The organism is Halorussus limi (assembly GCF_023238205.1).
In the GTDB taxonomy this organism is placed as follows: domain Archaea; phylum Halobacteriota; class Halobacteria; order Halobacteriales; family Haladaptataceae; genus Halorussus; species Halorussus limi.
The window spans coordinates 2,146,195-2,163,671 of the sequence record NZ_CP096659.1 but is presented as its reverse complement, the minus strand read 5'-3'; the positions used below and the strand labels follow the sequence as shown (position 1 = coordinate 2,163,671).

The following is a 17,477-nucleotide window of genomic DNA, read 5'->3' as shown; positions in this document are numbered from 1 at the left end:
ACCGACTCCGGAACGCCGGCGGTCGGCGGGCGTCAGTTCGCGAACTCCTCGACGCCGCGGGCGGGGTAGCCGACCACGAGGTCGGCGCCCGCCTCCTTCAGGTCGGCGACGCGTTCGCCGACCGCCGCGGGCGACCCGACCAGCGCGTAGTCCCGACTCGCGGCCGAGAGGACCTCTCGCGCTCGGCCGGTCGCGGTTCGGTCCGTGGCCGCGCCCTCGGGGAGCGCGCTCGCCACGGGGCCGCGCCGGGCGGCGTACGCGCCCACCGCGTCCAACACCGCGTCGTCGTCGTCGGTGAGGACGGTGGGCGCGTACACCGCGAGTTCGCCGTCGAATCCGGCGGCCCTGAGCGCTCGCAGGTCGCGCTCGGTGGTTCGCGAGAGGAGTTCAAACTGGGTGGCACCGGTCGCCAGCGCGAGGCGCTCGACGCCCTCGGTGCCGACCCACGCCGCGGGGTCGCGCTCGACCGCTGCCCGGAGTCTGGGCGCGACCGCCTTCCGGCGTTCGTCCTCTGAGAGGTAGGCCGCGTGCCCGGCCACGGCGACCCGCTGGACTTCGTCGGGGACGCGGTCGTACCCCGAGTCGTCGCCGAGCGGGTCGAACCCCTCGGCTCTGACGGGCGTGGTCAGGCGGACCTCCAACTCCTCCGCGAGACCTGCCAGCGTCTCGGCGTCCGGCAGGTGTTCGCGCCCCTCGTAGTCGATGGCCACCGTCTCGAAGGGTAACTCGGCCGCGCGCGACACGTCGCACTCCGCGGGCTTGAGCGCGGCGGCGTCCAATCCAGTCTCGGCGATAGTCTCGCCAGTAGTTAGCATGCGCGAACACCTCCAGTAACAGTTACTCGTCGTCGTACTCTACTGCTCGTGCGGAACGCGATCCATCGTCTGTGCGACCATGTAGCCACTCGTACCCGCGGGAGGGTGAAAAGCGTATCGGCGCGGTCGATACTTACCGAGGCGGCGGAGCGAAACGCGTCGTCCGCCCGCCCTCGCGGGTCACGGGGACGCCCCGTCCTCACGGGGACGACCTCCCCCGAATCTCAGTCCTGCCGAACGTCGGCGTCGGGGTCCACGACCCTGTCGACTTCCTCCGGCGCGCGCCAGTCGGTGGTCAGTTCCAGCAGTTGCACCAGAATCCGAGCGGTCGCGCCCCAGACCGTGTACCCGTTCACGCGGAAGAAGTGGACGATGGCCTCGCCGTACTGGGGGTGCCGGCGGCGCTCGACCTCGTGGTTGTCGGGGTCGAGCAGGCCATCGACCGGCAGGACCGCGATTTCGGCCACCTCGCGCTCGTCGGGGGTGTACTCGCGGTCGGGCACCCGGGCGACGTAGGGCGTGACCGCGTACCGACTGGTCGTCCGGATGTCGTCGAGTCTGCCCACCACGTCCGCCTCGTCGGCGCGAAGCCCGATTTCCTCCTCGGCCTCGCGGAGCGCGGTGGCCCGGAGGTCGGCGTCGCTCGGTTCGCGCCCGCCGCCGGGGAAACTCATCTGGCCGGCGTGTTCCCCGAGGTGGTCGGCTCGTTTCGTGAACAGCAGGTAGTAGTCGCTCCCGCGAGTCACGACCGGCGCTAAGACCGCCGCGTCGTGGTCCTCGTCGGCGACGGTCTGTGGCACGTGTTCGGCCACGCGACCAAGCTCCATACCCGGAACGTCGTACCGCGTCGCCTTAATTCGTCCGTCCGCGGACGGACCTGCGACTGTTCGACCCGTGATAGCACTACTCGAACGCCCGGTCGAGCGTCTCGCGCACCTCGTCGGCCTCGACGGGCGCCCACGCTTCGAGGTCGTAGCTCACGTCGAGCAGTTCCTGGGCACGCTCGGCGTCGCCCGCGGCGGCAATCGTCCGCGCCTCCTCGGCGAGACGCTCGGCGACCGCTTCGCCGAGTCCCTCGCGGTCCAACTCGCGGTCGGGCACGTCGAGGATGTGGGGCAGGTCCTCGCCGTTCTCCGGCACCGTCGGGAAGGCGACCGGACCGGCGACCAGCAGCGTTTCGGCCGCGTCGTCGTCCGATTCGGCGTCGTACTCGGTTTCCACGAGGTAGTAGTCCGCGACCGCGCGCTCGATTTCGGCTCCGAACGCCTCGCGCTCGACGTCCTTGCCCTGCTTGAACGCGAGTTCGACCAGCGCCTGTTCGAGTTCGTCGCGGGCGAGACCGCCGAACAGGTCCACCACTCCGGCGAGTTCGTCTTTGGTGTCGGCCATTCGTTATCGAGCGGTTCTCGCGGGGGCTTAGTTGTTCGGGAAGCGGGAGTCGGTTGCGGTCGGCCGGTGCCGACTCCACGACGCGACCCGCGGTCGATTCCCTGTCGGGCCAGCAGATGGGACTGATGAACGGTCGGCCTGCTCGCGCGAACGTTGAAATACGAGTACGGGACGAACCTCGCCCGGACGCTTCGCGCGGTTGCGGACAGGGAGGCGGCGACTCGGCCGCCAGCGTCGATGACCCCGCGACCGCCAGTCCGACTACCTCGAGAGAGCTGAGCCACCCGCCACTGCTGACGGCGGAGAGCGACCGCTACGCGAAGTAGTCGGCGAGTCGCTCGGCGGCCTCCTCGACGCGGGGCGTGACGAGCGCGAACCGAAGCCAGTCGTCGCGCGACTCGCCGAACGCCTCGCCGGGCATTCCCGCCACGCCCGCCTCGTCCACGAGTCGCTCGACGTTCGCCAGCGTCCCGGGGAAGTCGGGGAACCGCGCCATCACGTAGAACGCGCCGTCGGGCGTCGAGTAGTCGGCACCCGCCGCGTCGAGCGCGTCGGTGAACGTCGCGACCCGCTCGCGCAGTAACTCGCGGTTCGCCTCGTAGTACGCCGGGTCGGTGTTCCGGAGCGCGCGGAGGACCGCGTACTGGCCGGGTCGAGTAGTGGCGACGTTGGTCAGCATGTGACGCGTCTTGGCTACGTCCACCAGCGATTCGGGGAAGACGGCGTACCCCACTCGAAACCCGGTGATGGCGAACGTCTTCGAGTAAGAGTTCGTGACGACGCGGTGGTCGGAGTCGAACGACAGCGCCGAGGTGAACTCCCCGGAGAAGTCGAAGTGGTCGTACACCTCGTCGCTGACCAGCAGGGCGTCGTACTCCTCGGCGATAGCCACGAGTTCGCGCATCGTCGCCTCGTCGTAGACCGCCCCGGTGGGGTTGTTGGGCGTGTTGACCACGATTCCGGCGGTCTCCTCGCTCGCGGCCTCCCGCACCGCTTCGGGGTCGAGAGAGCCGTCTTCGGCGGTGGCGACGTATCGCGCGGTCGCGCCGAGCATCGTCGTCTTGCCGGGGTAGTACGGGTAGACGGGGTCGGTCAGCACGAACTCGGACCCGCGTTCGCGCTCCAGCGCCCGGGCCATGGCGAGGTAGTTCGCCTCGCCGCCGCCGTTGGTCACGACGACCTGCGACCGGTCGACGTTCCGACGCCCCGCTATCTCCTCGCGGAGCGCCGTCAACCCCTCGCTCGGCGGATACTGGAAGTCGGCCCCGCCGAGGTCGGCGTACTCGTGGAGTCCCTCGCTGATGGCGTCGGGCGACCCCCAGTCGGGGTTGCCGCTCACCATGTCCACCACGTCCCGGTCGGCGTCCGCGGCGTACTGCATCACGTGGAAGAACAGCGGCGTGTCGTAGTCCATACGCCAACGCTCGGACGCCGAGAAGGTCTTTCTTTCGACCGCCGGGTTCGACAATCCCACGGGATTAACTTCGCCCGCGCCGTATCTCGACGGGATGACGAAGGCAGACCCCGAGGCGGTCCGGTCGTACTACGACTACGTCGACGCCGAGGAGTACGAGGAGGTGTTCTCGCTGTTCGCCGACGACGTGACCTACGACCGGCCCGGCCAGTCACACCTCGACGGTATGGCCGAGTTCCGCGAGTTCTACCTCGAAGACCGACCGCTCGAAGACGGAGACCACGAAGTCCACCAGTTGGTCGCGGAGGGCGACACGGTGGCGGTCCGCGGGCGATTCGCCGGCACGCAGGACGGCGAGGAGGTCGCCTTCGACTTCGCGGACTTCCACCGGTTCGACGACGACGGCAAAATCACGTCGCGGTGGACCTACACCGACCGCGACGAGGTGTAGCCGACGCTACGCCCGCCGTCCTCTCGGAGAAGAGTCGGTCGGGAGCGTTCGGCGTGCTCCGGATTAGCGCGCCTGCGCTCGCTCGATCCACGACGAGATGCGCTTGTCCGAGAGGCCCGTCTCGTCGGCGAGTTGGCTTGCGTCGGCCTTCGCCAGTTCGGTCACGTCGGCGACCCCCGCGTCTCGGAGGCGCTCGGCGTAGGCCGGGCCGATGCCCTTGACCTCTTCGAGCGCTTCGCCCTCGCCGACCGGTTCCTCGGCGGCCGCGTCGGGTTCGGGTTCCTCGTCCTCGGTGTCCTCGGGGGTCGGTTCGGGTTCGTCGCCCGCGGACTGGTCGGGTTCGGCCGCGTCCGTCGAGGGTTGGACCGCCTCGGCGGGTTCGGCCGCGTCGTCGAGTCCGGTCTCGGCGCTCTCGCTCCCCTCGGGCGCCGTCGTCACGTCTTCGGTCGAGATGCCCGTCTCGGCGTCTTCGGCCTCGGTCTCGTCGGCATCTTCGGTCGTCTCGACTTCGTCGGCGTCTTCGACGTCGTCAGTTTCCTCGACCTCGTCGGTCTCGGTGGGTTCGCTTTCGTCCGCAGTTTCGGTCTCGGTCGGTTCGGCTTCTTCGATGTCCGGAACGTCGTCGGATTCGGTCGCGTCGGCAGACTCGGTCGGCTGGGTGGACTCCTCCGCGCCGGCGTCGACGCCCTTGACGGCGCTCTCGGCTTCCACGTTTGGTTCGGCCGACTCGTCGGGTTCGCGCTCGATGGTCACGCCGGACTCGGTCCGACGCACCTTCGAGCGGTCCTCCTCGAGCCCAAGCAACGACTTCAGCTTAGTGAGCAGTCCCATTTGCGCGACAGTAGACGGCCGCGCCACTTAAAGCCGTGCCCGAAGCGCCTCGTTCATCGCGTCCACGGGCGCGTCCCGACCCGTCCACAGCTCGAACGCTTCGACTCCCTGATACAACAGCATCCACGCGCCGTCGATGGTCGTCGCGCCGCGCTCCCGGGCCTCCCGCAGGAGTCGCGTGTCGAGCGGCCGGTAGACCGCATCGAGTACAGCGAGGTCGCCGTGGAGCGTCTCGGACGGGACCGGCGACCGGTCTTCCTCCATGCCGACGCTGGTCGCGTTGACCAGCACGTCGGCGTCCGGGACGCGGGTTTCGAGCGTGTCGAGACCGCCGGCGGTCGCCCGCTCCGCGCCGTCGGGGGTCCCGCGGCCCACGTCCGCGACGAGTCGCTCGGCGCGCTCCGCGGTCCGGTTGGCGACGTGGACCGCCGCGCCGGCGTCCGCCAGCGCGAAGGCGGCCGCGCGGGCCGCGCCGCCGGCGCCGACCACGACCGCGTTTCGGTCCGCGAGCGTCACGTCGTGATGGGCGAACGACCGGCGCACGCCCGCCGCGTCGGTGTTGTGACCGGTCGGCAGGTCGTCTGCCGAGTCGTCGCCGTCCGAGAAGTCGATGGTGTTGACCGCGCCGATGCGGGCCGCGAGGTCGTCGGGTTCCACGTAGGCCAGCGCGTCCTGTTTGAACGGAATCGTGACGTTCAGACCCGCGACGCCGAGCGCCCGCGCGCCTTCGATTGCCGCGCCGAGGTCGTCGGGGGCCGGTTCGAAGGTGACGTACCGAGCGTCGGTTCCGAGTTCGTCGTACGCCGCCTCGTGCATCGGCGGCGACAGCGAGTGGCCGACGGGGTTACCGAGGAGTCCGAACACGTCCATGCCCGGCGCAAGGTCGGCGAGCGGGTTAACGACTGGGTTCTGCGACCCGCGGCCGGTTCTCAGAATATATAATCATCCAAGTACTTATCTGGGCTCTCTGATTCGGACGCCAGTAGAGAACAGATGATACCGCTCCAAACGTTGGCAGGTTTGTTCGTCTCGGTGGACACGATATATCTCCTCGGGGGCATCCTCCTCCTGTATCTCGGTGCGGAGTTGCTGGTCGACAGCGCCTCGTCGCTGGCCATCGGCTACGGCATCGCGCCGGCGACGGTCGGCGTCACCGTCGTCGCGTTCTCGACGACCGCGCCCGAACTGTTCGTCAGTATCGTCGGTGGCATCGGGATTTCGAGCGACATCGGACTGGGCAACATCATCGGGTCGAACATCGCCAACCTCGGTTTGGTCCTCGGCGCGTCGGCGCTCGTCCAACCGCTATCGGTCGACTCGAAACTGCTCTGGCGACACGGCCCGTTCATGCTCGCGGCCGCGGTCCTGCTCGTCGTCCTCGGGAGCGACGGGACGCTCGGCCAGTTCGACGGCGCGGGGATGCTCGCCCTGCTGGCCGTCTTCACCGGATACATGGTCTATCAATCCCGGTCCGCGGACGACGAGGTTCTCCCCGACGAGATGCAGGTCGAGGCCGACTCCGAGTCGGTCAGCGCCCGGCAGGTCGCGATGCTGGTGGGCGCGGGGGTCTGTCTCCTCGGCGGTTCGGTCGGTCTCGTGCAGGGCGGCACCGGTCTCCTCCGGTCGTTCGGCTTCGACGACCTCTTCATCGGCATCACCATCATCGCGTTCGGTACCTCGCTGCCCGAACTGGCCACCTCGCTGGTGAGTTCGCTCCGCGACGAGGCCGAGTTCAGCATCGGTAACGTCGTCGGGTCGAACATCTACAACGTCCTCGCGGTCATCGGTCTCCTCGCGCTAGTTCACCCCCTGTCGGTGAACGCCAGCGTCCAGACGTTCCACTTCCCGGTGATGATAGCCTTCACCGTCGGTGCGATGGCGCTGATGGCCTTCGGTCGTCACATCTCCCGCCCGAGCGGCGTCGCCCTGGTCGGGGCCTACGGCGGGTTCGTCTACCTCCTGCTGCCCTGAGGGATAACGCAAGACCTACTTTTCGGGGTGAGCTATCCTCGGACAGAATGTTGAGTCGTTTACGACACCCGCTCTCCGCAGTCGGCGCGACGACGGCGCTCACACTCCCGTGGGTCTACGTCTGGGCGACGGGGTCGGCCCACGCGTTGGGCGACCTCACGACGGTCGTACTGAGCGGTCTCGCCGTGCTCGGAGCCTCCTTCATGCTCGCATGGGCCGCCGAAACGGCCGAAAAAGATGTCCCGCGTGCGTTCGCGCTGGCGGTTCTCGCCGTCCTCGCGGTCGCACCGGAGTACGCGGTCGACGCGCTCTACGCGTGGCAGGCGGGTGCGAACGCCGGAACGCCGCTCGGGGCCGAGAAGGCGAACCTCGCTGTCGCGAACATGACCGGCGCGAACCGCATCCTCATCGGTCTCGGCTGGTCGGGCATCGCGCTGTTCACGGTGTATCGCTCCCGCAGTTCCGAGGACCCCGCCGTAGTTCAGAAGCCCGGGTTCCTGAAGAGTAAGGTCAGAATCGACCGCGACCTCGCGACCGAAATCGCGTTCCTGCTCGCCGCGACCGCGTACGCCTTCTTCGTGCCGCTGGGCCACGGTATCGGCATGCTCGACACCGCCGTCCTCGTGAGCCTGTACGCGATTTACATCGGCATCGTCATCCGGGGCGAAGTCGAGGAACACGAGGAGCAGGTCGGGGTTCCGGGGTACTTCCAGTCGCTCCCGAGATTCCCCCGAATCGCGTCGGTACTGCTCATGTTCAGCTACTCGGGCGCGATGATTTACACCGCGGTCCACCCGTTCGCCGAGGGTCTCGAACATCTCGGTACCAGCCTCGGCATCCCGCCGTTCTTCATGATTCAGTGGATCGCCCCGCTGGCCTCCGAGTCGCCCGAACTCATCGTGGTCGCCTACCTCGTCAACAAGGCGCGCTCGACCGCCGGGTTCAACGCGCTCATCTCCTCGAAGCTCAACCAGTGGACGCTGCTCATCGGGACGCTCGCGGTCGTCTACAGCATCGCCTCGGGGGCCATCGGGACGCTCCCGTTCGACGAGAAACAGCAGGCCGAAATCTGGATCACCGCGGCCCAGAGCTTCTTCGCGCTCGGCGTCCTGGCGAACTTCGAAATCAGCGTCAGGGAAGCGCTCGTCCTGCTCGTGCTGTTCGTCTCGCAGGTCGTCGCCGAGTTCTTCGTCATCCAGACGGTACCCGAACCGCGCGCCGGCGAACTGAGCATGCTCATCCTCTACGCCTACACCGCGGTCTACGCGGTTCTCGGCGTGGCGCTGTTCGTCTCGCGGCGCGACGAACTCCGAGCCATCTTCGACCGCACGGCCGCAAACGCTCGCAACGCCCTGCCCGGCGGGTCCGAACCGGTCGAACACGCGGACTGAGACCGTCCGTCTCCGACGACGCTATCTGCCCGTCGCCGACGGGGCGACGCTATCCACCTCGTCGTCTTCGACGACGCTATCCGCCCGTCGTCTCCGACGACGCTATCCGACGCGCTTTTCTTTCGGTCCGGCCGTAGTGTCGGCCGTGATTGCCATCGTCGTCAGCAGAGCCGACTCGGCCTCCGAACACATCGGCGACCACCTGCTAGACCTCGCGGACTGGGAGACCCGCGAGGACGACGCGCGACCCGACGCCGAGGGCGGCGGCCGGTTCTACCGCACGGAGGACTTCGAACTCCGGGAGTTCGACGCCCTCCACCTCGAAATCGAGGACGCGGCCGCGGCGTTCGGGTCGCCGGACGCCGCGGGGGCCGACGCGCCCGACCTGCTCGTGTTCGCCTCGCGCCACTCCGGGGACACCGGGCCGCTCCTGACGGCCCACTTCACGGGCAACTTCGGTCCCGCCGAGTACGGCGGCGTCGAGGGCGGTCTCGCGGAGGCGTGCCCGAACGCCCACGCCCGCCTGCTGGAGGCGTTCGCGGAGCGCGCGCCCGACGGCTACGAGGTCGGCATGGAGTGTACGCACCACGGCCCCTCCGAGGTCGGCGTCCCCTCGCTGTTCGCGGAACTGGGGAGCGACGAGTCCGAGTGGGAAGACCCCGAGGGCGCTCGAGCGGTCGCGCGCGGAATCCTCGACTTGGCGGGGGTCGAACCCCACCGCGAGCGCCAGTTGGTCGGGTTCGGCGGCGGCCACTACGCCCCCCGGTTCGAGCGCGTCGAACGCGAGACCGACTGGGCGGTCGGTCACATCGCGGCCGACTGGATGCTGGACGCGATGGGGTCGCCCGAGCGCAACCGCGAGGTGATTCGTCGGGCCTTCGAGGAGAGTCGCGCCGACCGCGCGGTAATCGAGGGCGAGTATCCCGAACTGAAGCGGGTCGTGGCGGACCTCGGCTACGACGCGGTCAGCGAGACGTGGGTCCGGGAGACCACCGGGGTTCCGCTCGCGCTCGTCGAGGGACTCGAAGCCGACCTCTCGCCGATTTCGGCGGGCCTGCGGTTCGGCGACGCCGCGCGGGAGTACGACCCCGAGGCGACCGAGTACGAACTCGTCGACCTGCCGAACGACCTGCTCGCGGAGGCCCAGAGCATCGACGCCGATGCGACCCGCGAGGCGGTCGCCTCCCGCGCGCTCGCCTTCGAGACCGAGCAGAGCGGAAGCCGCGCGGCGGGCCGTGCTGCGGTCCGCGGGCCGGACGACGCGGAGGCGCTGGTCGAGGCGCTGGCCGACGTGCTCCGGACCAAGTACGACTCGGTCGCGCGCGAGGACGGCGCGGTAGTCGCGCGCGAGACCGCTTTCGACCCGGAGAAGGCCCGCACGCTCGGCGTCGAGGAGGGACCGGCGTTCGGCAAACTCTCGGCCGGAGAGCCGGTCACGGTGAGCGGTCGAGAGATAGACCCTCAGAAGGTTCGGAGCGAACGAGTCCGCGAGTTTCCGGTCTGATTCGAGACCGGCGGGGACCGCGTCCGTCCGACCGGAAACGTCGAACGACCGTCCGGGTCACCAGTTCCACGGGGCTTCGTCCGGGTCGACGATGCGGCGTCGCTCCTCGATGGAGTCTATCTTCTCCATATCGTCGTCGTCCAACTCCACCCCGAGACTCAGCCAGTTCTCTCGGAGGTGGTCCTCGCTGGTGGACTCGGGGATGGCGGTCACGCCTTTCTCGCGGAGCCACGCGAGGCTGACCTGTTCGGGCGTCGCACCGTATTTCCCGGCCACTTCCCGCAGCTCGCCGACTGCTTCGAGGTTCCCGCGGGCGATGGGCGAGTACGCCACCAGTTCGACGTTCACGTCGTCGCGCGCGCAGAACTCCCGGAGTTCGGTCTGGGGGAGCAGCGGGTGCATCTCGACCTGATTGGCGAATATCGGTTCGTCCGCCACCTCGACGGCCTCCTCCAGCAGGTCCACCGTGAAGTTGCTCACGCCGATTCTCTCGATGAGGCCCTCCTCGCGGAGGTCCGCGAAGGCGTCGAGGGTGTCGGTGACCTCGTAGTCGCCGGTCGGCCAGTGGACGTACAGCAGGTCGATGTACTCCATCCCGAGTCGGTCGAGGCTCTCCTCGACGCTCCTGAACACGTGGTCGTAGTCGAGGTCCTCGGGGCTGACCTTCGTCGCCACGAAGAGGTCCTCGCGGGGCACGCCCACCTGAGCGACGGCGTCGCCCACGGCGGTCTCGTTGTAGTAGCCCTCTCGTCGTTCGGTCGCGTCTACGTGCCGATACCCCACGTCGAGCGCTCGTCGCACGCTCTCGACGCACTCGTCGTAGTCCGCGTTCGGGTACGTGCCGAGACCGAGCATCGGCATCTCGCGAATCCTCGGCGCGGTGAAGTCGGTGACGTCGCCCTCGACTTCGGTGGCCTCGATTTCGGCGGGTCGAGTCGCATCGACCGCGGCGTCGACCGGACGCGTCCCCGCTTCGTGGTCTCGCTCGCGCGCTCCCTCGGCCTCCGTGCGACTGGCTCCGTCGGTCGCTCCCCCGTCGCCGCGACGCTCGGCGAGTAGCATTCCCGCGAGCAGCGCGAGTGCGAGCGTCACACCGTTCCGAACGCGCTTGTCCGTTGCGACGCTCCGCAGCGTCTCCCGTCGGTCGGCCCTCCCGTTCGCGTCCCCGCCTCCGGCCGAGGCGGAGGCCATCAGTTCGCGCACGCGAGTCACGCCGCGGGTCAGTCTCGTCGGCGTTCCCCGGGTCTCCCCGGCGCTCGCCTCGCGGCGTCGTCTGCCGAGCGAGGCGGCCGCGAGGGCCAGACCGTCCCGCAGGTACCCGCTTGCACCGTCCCGATTCCCTCCGTTACGCTCCCGGTCGTCGCTCTCGGTCTCCGGTCTGAGCATGCGGTCTCGGTTCGACTGACGCGGACTTTTCGGTTGTGGCAGTCCGCTCGACGGCGGAGAGCGGTGGCGGCGATGCACGTCGCGACCGTGTCGTCCCCGTTACCTGTCGCGTTCTGTCCGACGATGAGAGCGCCCCGGCAGCACCGAGAGTTAGTGTATAGTATGTAACTTGTATCGGCAGTGTAGAGTCAAATGCTAGCATACGTCAGACATTCGTCCGACATAGAGGGGAAAGATAATTACGCTCCGTTCTCAAGCCAACTTCAGCATGGACTCGCTAGTCGAAGACGCCATCGAGGAAGCCGAGGGGGGACAGCAGGAGTCCCGACAGGCCAGTTCGGGGACCGGGGCGCAGTCGCAGGCCGCGAATGCGTCGGGGACGATGACCGACGAAGAACTCAAGGACGTACTGCAGGACCTCCAGACCGACATCACCGTCGTCGGTTGCGGCGGGGCCGGTGGCAACACGGTCAATCGCATGGCAGAAGAAGGCATCCACGGCGCGAAGCTCGTGGCCGCCAACACGGACGTACAGCACCTCGTGGAGATCGAGGCCGACACCAAGATTCTGATGGGCGAGCAGAAGACCCAAGGTCGGGGCGCAGGTTCGCTCCCGCAGGTCGGCGAGGAGGCCGCCCTCGAAAGTCAGGACGAGATTTACGACGCGATTCAGGGCTCGGACATGGTGTTCGTCACCGCCGGACTCGGCGGCGGAACCGGCACCGGTTCGGCGCCCGTGGTCGCCAAGGCCGCCCGCGAGTCGGGCGCGCTGACCATCTCCATCGTGACGACGCCGTTCACCGCGGAGGGCGAGGTCCGCCGGACCAACGCCGAGGCCGGACTGGAGCGCCTGCGCGACGTGAGCGACACGGTCATCGTCGTGCCCAACGACCGCCTGCTCGACTCGGTGGGTAAACTCCCCGTCCGGCAGGCGTTCAAGGTCGCCGACGAGGTGCTGATGCGCTCGGTCAAGGGCATCACCGAACTCATCACCAAGCCCGGTCTCGTCAACCTCGACTTCGCCGACGTTCGGACCGTCATGGAGAAGGGCGGCGTGGCGATGATAGGTCTCGGCGAGAGCGACTCGGACTCGAAGGCCCAAGACTCGGTGAAGTCGGCGATGCGCTCGCCGCTGCTCGACGTGGACATCTCGGGCGCGAACTCCGCGCTCGTGAACGTCACGGGCGGCAACGACATGTCCATCGAGGAGGCCGAGGGCGTGGTCGAGGAGATATACGACCGCATCGACCCCGACGCGCGTATCATCTGGGGGACCTCCATCGACGAGGAACTCGACGGCGAGATGCGCACGATGATAGTCGTCACCGGCGTCGAGTCGCCCCAGATTTACGGCCGCAACGAGGCCCAGCAGGCCAAGGCCAACAAGCGACTCCAAGACATCGACTACGTCGAGTAGTCCGACGCCTTCGCGCGACGATTCGGGAGCTATCGGGTGCCGCCCTGCCCCGTTCTCCTCTCACTCGCAGTCTCGGGAGCGACTGCTTCGTGACGATTGCGGACGGATTCTCTCCGCCGACTGGGATGCGCTCGATTTCCGGCCTGCCAGCGGACGCTCGACGCGACCGTCGCGCGTGTCTCGAAGCAATAGATAGAAAAAGGACGCTCTCTAAGCCCCGATAACATGGACGTCAAGCTCGACCTCTCGTCGTACGTGCGAGTCCTCAAACTCGCCAGCACGCCCTCGTGGGAGGAGTTCTCGAAGATTTCGAAGATCGCCGGTGCGGGAATCATCCTCGTGGGACTGCTCGGCTTTATCATCTTCGCCATCATGAGTTTCCTCCCAGCGTAGGTGATTCAGAATGGCAATGTACGCAGTCAAGACGACGGCGAGTCAGGAGCGCACCGTGGCGGACATGATTATCAACCGGGAGGAGCCGGAGATTCACGCCGCGCTCGCGCCCGACTCGCTGACGAGTTACGTGATGGTCGAGGCGGACAACGACGCGGTCATCTCCCGCGTCCTCGAAGAGATTCCCCACGCCCGGAGCATGGTGCCCGGCGCGAGCGACATCTCCGAGGTAGAACACTTCCTCTCGCCGACCCCCGACGTGGAGGGCATCGCCGAGGGCGACATCGTGGAACTCATCGCCGGGCCGTTCAAGGGCGAGAAGGCGCAGGTCCAGCGCATCGACGAAGGCAAGGACCAAGTGACGGTCGAACTGTACGAGGCGACGGTTCCGATTCCGGTGACGGTTCGGGGCGACCAGATTCGCGTTCTCGACTCCGAAGAGCGGTAACGCCGTTCGGGGGCTTGGGACCTCTCTTTCTGCGGGATTTCGACGCGAATCGCCGACCCGAGTAGCGACTGCTCCTCCGACTTGGGCCTCGGCACTGCGCCTCGAACGAGTCTTCAGGAACGCTCGCACACGCGACTGCGTCTACACACCGAGTCTCGCGCGAGCAATTGCTATCGTCGGATACGGTGTAACGCCGCTTCGAGCGGGGAAAGCGCTCGAAACGTGATAGCAGAAAAGTGCCCCGCCCCAATCCCGACTTCAGGCTTCGACGGCCAGTCCGGCCTCGCGGAGCGCGTCCTCGGCCGAAGACCCGTCGTGGACCACCGACGTCACCGCCCGCGTAATCGCTTCGGGGTCGTCGTGTTGGAACACCGACCGACCCATCGAGACGCCCGCCGCGCCCGCGTCCATCGCACCGCGGACCGCGTCGAGGGTCGCGCGGTCGCCCGCCGGTTCGCCGCCGGCGATGACGACCGGGAGTCGGGTCGATTCCACGACGCGCTCGAAGCTCTCGGCGTCGCCGCTGTAGCCGGTCTTGACCACGTCACAGCCGACTTCCTCGGCGAGGCGGACGGCGTGGCCCAGACTCTCGGCGTCGTGTTCGTCCACGCCCGGCCCGCGGGCGTAGGCCATCGCCAGCACGGGCATCCCGTACTCGTCGGCCTCGTCGGTGAGTTCGGCCAGTTGTGCCATCTGCTCGCGCTCGTACTTGCTCCCGACGTTGATGTGGAACGAGACCGCGTCCGCGCCCGCCCGGACCGCTTCCGTGACGGTGCCGGTCAGGCGCTTGTCGTTGTTGTCCGGGCCGATGGAGGTCGAGGCGTTGAGGTGGACGACGTAGCCCGCGCCGTTCTTGTTGTCGTGGACCCGCGGCGCGATGCCCTTCTGGGTCAGGACCGCGTCCGCGCCGCCGCGCGTCACCGCGTCGATGGTCGATTCGATGTCCACCAGTCCCTTCACCGCGCCGAGGGTGATGCCGTGGTCCATCGGGACGATTACGTGTTTCCCGTCTGTGCCGATGCGTTCGAGTCGTGCCGCAGTTCCTACGTCCATAGTATGTGAATGTGTGGCAAGACGTCGTTATTTGCCTTCCGGTTCCGGTACTTCTGTCGCGCCGTCGAGCGCCCCCTGCTTGAGTTCGCGCGCCTTGGCTTCGAGTCGGTCGGCGACGTTCTCCCCGGACGCTACGATGTCCACGAACTCGCTCCCGACGACGACGCCGTCAGCGCCGCCCGCGACGATTTCTCTGGCGTGTTCCCGCTCGCTGATGCCGAACCCGACCGCCTTCGGCAGGTCGGTTTCGGCGAGGCGGTCGAGGCTTCCGTGGGTCTCGCTGCTCACGTCCGAGCGCGCGCCGGTCGTGCCGAGTCGCCCCTGCACGTAGACGAACCCGCTCGCACGGTCGAGCATCCGCCCGAGTCGCTCGTCGGTCGTCGTCGGCGCGACGATGAACACGAGATCGAGACCGTGGTCCTCGCAGGCCGCCTTCAGCGGGGCGCTCTCGTCCACCGGCAGGTCCGGGACGATGAGACCCGAGATGCCCGCCTCGGCGGCGGCCGCCACGAAGGGTTCGGGCCCCTCCTCGGACCCGTACTGGTATATCAGATTGTAGTACGTCATGCAGACCAGCGGGACGTCCACCTCCTCGCTCAACTCCGCCGCGAGGTCGAAGTAGCGGTCGGGCGTCATCCCGGCGTCGAGCGCCCGGCGGATGGCCTGCTGGATGGTCGGCCCCTCCGCGATGGGTTCGGAGAACGGCAGGCCGAGTTCGATTACGTCGGCCCCGCCGCGGGCCAGCGCCCGGACGTACTCCGCGGTCGATTCGGCGTCCGGGTCGCCCGCCACGACGTAGGAGAGCAGCGCCGGTCCGTCGGCGAAGGCCGCCTCGACGTCGCTCTCGGTCGCGCTCTCGTCCGCTCCGCCCGCGCCGTCACTGCTCACCGTCGAACACCTCCATCGTCGGCGCGGCGTCGAGATTCCGCCTGGCGCTCTCCTCGATGACCGTGTCGAGGTCCTTGTCGCCCCGCCCCGAGACGTTGACGACTACGAGGTCGCCCAGTTCGTCGGGATGTTCCTCCAGATACGCCAGCGCGTGACTGGATTCGAGCGCGGGGATGATGCCCTCCGTCTTCGAGAGTCGGTGGAAGGCCTCCAGCGCGGCGTCGTCGCCGACGTTGACCGGCGTCACCCGGCCCTCGTCGGCGAGATGCGCCAGTTCCGGGCCGACCCCCGAGTAGTCGAGGCCAGCGCTCACGCTGTGGGATTCGAGAATCTGGCCGTCCCGACTCTGGAGGAGTTTGGTGCGCGCGCCGTGGAGGACGCCGTCGTCGCCCGTCGAGAGCGACGCCGAGTGGGGCGCGAGTTCCTCCTCCTCGTCGATGGCGAGGCCCGACCCGCCGGCCTCCACGGCCACGAGGTCCACGTCCCCGTCGCCGACGAACTCGTGGAACGCGCCCATCGTGTTCGACCCGCCGCCGGCGCAGGCGACCACGCTGTCAGGGAGTCGCCCCGCCTTCGCCCGAATCTGGTCGCGGGCCTCCTCGGAGATGACCGACTGGAAGTCTCGGACCATGCGGGGGAACGGGTGCGGACCCACGACCGACCCGATGACGTAGTGGGTGTCCTCGACGTTGGTCGCCCAGTCGCGCATCGTCTCGTTGATGGCCTCCTTGAGCGTGCCCGACCCGATGTCCACCGGGTTCACCTCGGCGTCGTGGATGCGCATCCGGAAGACGTTGGGCCGCTGGCGGTTGATGTCGGTCCGGCCCATGTAGATTTCGCAGTCCACGTCGAGGTGCGCGCAGGCCATCGCTGTCGCGGTGCCGTGCTGGCCCGCGCCGGTCTCGGCGACGATGCGCTCCTTTCCCATGTACTTGGCCAGCAGGACTTGGCCGAGCGCGTTGTTCAACTTGTGGGCGCCGCCGTGGAGCAGGTCCTCGCGCTTCAGGTAGACCTCCCGGTCGTAGCGCTCGCTCAGGCGGTCCGCGCGCTGGAGCGGCGTCGGCCGCCCGCCGAAGTCCCGCAAACGCTGTCGGAACTCGTCCATGAACCCGTCCTCGTTGTCGAGGACGTAGCGCTCGTACGCGTCTGTCAACTCCTCGATGGCGGGCATCAGCGCCTCGGGGACGTACTGGCCGCCGTACTCGCCGAACTTCGATTCGCTGCTCATGTCTGTGTCACCGTCGTCATGCTCGTGTCAGTCTCCGCGTGTTCTCGGTTACGTTGCTGAGGGGGTCGTCCCCTCGACTCTCGGAGTCGTCGGCCGCCGAAACGCCGTCCATAATCGCGCTCCCTATCAGCAGGCCGTCGGCGCCCGCCTCGACCATCCGGCGGGCGTCGGCGGGCGCGCCGATACCGCTCTCCGCGACCAACGTCACGTCGTCGGGCGCTTCGGGCGCGACGCTCTCGAAGGTTTCGAGGTCCACCTCCAGTCGGGCCAAGTCGCGATTGTTGACGCCGACGATTTCGGCCCCGGCGTCGAGGGCCGCCCGCAGTTCCTCGCGGTCGTGGACCTCCACGAGCGGTTGGAACCCGCGCTCGTTCGCGGCCGCGACCAGTCCCGACAGGTCGTCCACGAACCGGGCGATGAGCAGGACGGCGTCGGCTCTCACCGTGTCGAGTTGGGCCTCGCGCAGTACGAAGTCCTTCCGGAGGACGGGCACGTCCACCGCCTCCCGGATTCGACGCAGGTTCTCGGGCGACCCGCCGAAGTGGTCGGGTTCGGTGAGGACCGAGAGGGCGGCCGCCCCGCCCTCGACCATCGCCTCGGCGAGCGCCACGGGGTCCTCCTCGCGGGTCCCCTCCGTGGTCGGACTCGTCGGCTTCACTTCCGCGATGACTGGCGCGCGCCCGTCTGCCTCGGCGTCTGCGAGCGCCGCGGGGAGCGACCGCGCGTCCACCGAGACCGGCCCCCTGTCGGGGTCACCGCGGGCCTCGGCGGACCGCAGGATGGCGGCGACTGCGGGCGCGAGTTCGTCGCTGTCGTTCATCGTTGTACACCAACGGACGGAATTGTACATAAGACTTGCGCTGGGTCCGTCGCGTGCGCGGAATCTTCAAGTCCGGAC

General features: G+C 68.2%; 18 protein-coding genes. 7 read left to right on the top strand and 11 right to left on the bottom strand.

Annotated elements, in window-relative coordinates:
* Window positions 1–32: 32 nt before the first annotated feature.
* From M0R89_RS11140 to M0R89_RS11125, 4 genes are all read right to left on the bottom strand, one after another.
* Entirely contained in the window at window positions 33–815 is a 783-nt protein-coding gene (locus M0R89_RS11140; RefSeq protein WP_248649160.1) for a DUF7388 family protein, read from the bottom strand.
* Window positions 816–1,039: 224 nt separating this feature from the next.
* Window positions 1,040–1,642: an NUDIX hydrolase gene (locus M0R89_RS11135; protein WP_248649159.1), complete on the bottom strand. Its 603-nt coding sequence runs from the start codon at window positions 1,640–1,642 to the stop codon at window positions 1,040–1,042.
* A gap of 76 nt (window positions 1,643–1,718) precedes the next feature.
* Window positions 1,719–2,204 (bottom strand): DUF7109 family protein, encoded by a 486-nt coding sequence (locus tag M0R89_RS11130; RefSeq protein ID WP_248649158.1) that lies wholly within the window; start codon window positions 2,202–2,204, stop codon window positions 1,719–1,721.
* Window positions 2,205–2,517: 313 nt separating this feature from the next.
* Window positions 2,518–3,618 (bottom strand): pyridoxal phosphate-dependent aminotransferase, encoded by a 1,101-nt coding sequence (locus M0R89_RS11125; RefSeq protein WP_248649157.1) that lies wholly within the window; start codon window positions 3,616–3,618, stop codon window positions 2,518–2,520.
* A gap of 94 nt (window positions 3,619–3,712) precedes the next feature.
* On the opposite strand from M0R89_RS11125, the gene M0R89_RS11120 reads away from it, so the two are divergent.
* Window positions 3,713–4,069 (top strand): nuclear transport factor 2 family protein, encoded by a 357-nt coding sequence (locus M0R89_RS11120; protein WP_248649156.1) that lies wholly within the window; start codon window positions 3,713–3,715, stop codon window positions 4,067–4,069.
* A gap of 63 nt (window positions 4,070–4,132) precedes the next feature.
* Here M0R89_RS11120 and M0R89_RS11115 read toward each other — a convergent pair whose 3' ends face one another.
* Together M0R89_RS11115 and M0R89_RS11110 are read right to left on the bottom strand one after the other, a co-directional pair.
* A complete protein-coding gene (locus tag M0R89_RS11115) occupies window positions 4,133–4,900 on the bottom strand; it encodes a helix-hairpin-helix domain-containing protein (RefSeq protein WP_248649155.1) in 768 nt (255 codons plus the stop codon).
* A gap of 27 nt (window positions 4,901–4,927) precedes the next feature.
* Window positions 4,928–5,770 (bottom strand): shikimate dehydrogenase, encoded by an 843-nt coding sequence (locus M0R89_RS11110; RefSeq protein ID WP_248649154.1) that lies wholly within the window; start codon window positions 5,768–5,770, stop codon window positions 4,928–4,930.
* Between the two features lie 123 nt (window positions 5,771–5,893).
* On the opposite strand from M0R89_RS11110, the gene M0R89_RS11105 reads away from it, so the two are divergent.
* The 3 genes from M0R89_RS11105 to M0R89_RS11095 all read left to right on the top strand — a co-directional run bounded on the left by M0R89_RS11105 (window position 5,894) and on the right by M0R89_RS11095 (window position 9,766).
* Complete coding sequence (locus M0R89_RS11105) at window positions 5,894–6,871, top strand: calcium/sodium antiporter (protein ID WP_248649153.1); 978 nt, start codon at window positions 5,894–5,896, stop codon at window positions 6,869–6,871.
* 47 nt (window positions 6,872–6,918) lie between these two features.
* Window positions 6,919–8,262, top strand: coding sequence for a calcium:cation antiporter family protein (locus M0R89_RS11100; protein ID WP_248649152.1), 1,344 nt, complete (start codon window positions 6,919–6,921; stop codon window positions 8,260–8,262).
* Between the two features lie 145 nt (window positions 8,263–8,407).
* The gene (locus M0R89_RS11095) at window positions 8,408–9,766 is read left to right on the top strand and encodes a D-aminoacyl-tRNA deacylase (protein WP_248649151.1); all 1,359 of its coding nucleotides are present in this window, start codon (window positions 8,408–8,410) and stop codon (window positions 9,764–9,766) included.
* A 57-nt stretch (window positions 9,767–9,823) separates the two neighbouring features.
* On the opposite strand, the gene M0R89_RS23440 is transcribed toward M0R89_RS11095, so the two are convergent.
* Entirely contained in the window at window positions 9,824–11,152 is a 1,329-nt protein-coding gene (locus tag M0R89_RS23440; protein WP_368408829.1) for an aldo/keto reductase, read from the bottom strand.
* A gap of 268 nt (window positions 11,153–11,420) precedes the next feature.
* Between M0R89_RS23440 and ftsZ the strand changes: the two genes are divergently transcribed.
* The 3 genes from ftsZ to M0R89_RS11075 all read left to right on the top strand — a co-directional run bounded on the left by ftsZ (window position 11,421) and on the right by M0R89_RS11075 (window position 13,410).
* Entirely contained in the window at window positions 11,421–12,569 is a 1,149-nt protein-coding gene (gene ftsZ, locus M0R89_RS11085; protein WP_248649150.1) for a cell division protein FtsZ, read from the top strand.
* 225 nt (window positions 12,570–12,794) lie between these two features.
* A complete protein-coding gene (locus tag M0R89_RS11080) occupies window positions 12,795–12,962 on the top strand; it encodes a protein translocase SEC61 complex subunit gamma (RefSeq protein WP_135851823.1) in 168 nt (55 codons plus the stop codon).
* Between the two features lie 10 nt (window positions 12,963–12,972).
* On the top strand, window positions 12,973–13,410 hold the full coding sequence (locus tag M0R89_RS11075; RefSeq protein ID WP_135851822.1) for a transcription elongation factor Spt5: 438 nt from the start codon (window positions 12,973–12,975) through the stop codon (window positions 13,408–13,410).
* 258 nt (window positions 13,411–13,668) lie between these two features.
* On the opposite strand, the gene M0R89_RS11070 is transcribed toward M0R89_RS11075, so the two are convergent.
* Genes M0R89_RS11070 through trpC form a run of 4 tightly spaced genes read right to left on the bottom strand, consistent with a single transcriptional unit; the run spans window position 13,669 to window position 17,399 of the window.
* Complete coding sequence (locus M0R89_RS11070) at window positions 13,669–14,463, bottom strand: 2-amino-3,7-dideoxy-D-threo-hept-6-ulosonate synthase (protein WP_248649149.1); 795 nt, start codon at window positions 14,461–14,463, stop codon at window positions 13,669–13,671.
* 27 nt (window positions 14,464–14,490) lie between these two features.
* Window positions 14,491–15,351 carry a tryptophan synthase subunit alpha gene (gene trpA / locus M0R89_RS11065; protein WP_248649148.1) on the bottom strand — a complete coding sequence of 287 codons (861 nt, stop codon included), beginning with the start codon at window positions 15,349–15,351 and terminating at the stop codon, window positions 14,491–14,493.
* A complete protein-coding gene (trpB, locus tag M0R89_RS11060) occupies window positions 15,341–16,579 on the bottom strand; it encodes a tryptophan synthase subunit beta (protein ID WP_248649147.1) in 1,239 nt (412 codons plus the stop codon). The genes trpA and trpB overlap by 11 nt, the downstream gene beginning before the upstream one ends.
* A 16-nt stretch (window positions 16,580–16,595) precedes the next feature.
* Window positions 16,596–17,399: an indole-3-glycerol phosphate synthase gene (trpC, locus tag M0R89_RS11055; RefSeq protein ID WP_248649146.1), complete on the bottom strand. Its 804-nt coding sequence runs from the start codon at window positions 17,397–17,399 to the stop codon at window positions 16,596–16,598.
* Between the last annotated feature and the right edge of the window lie 78 nt (window positions 17,400–17,477).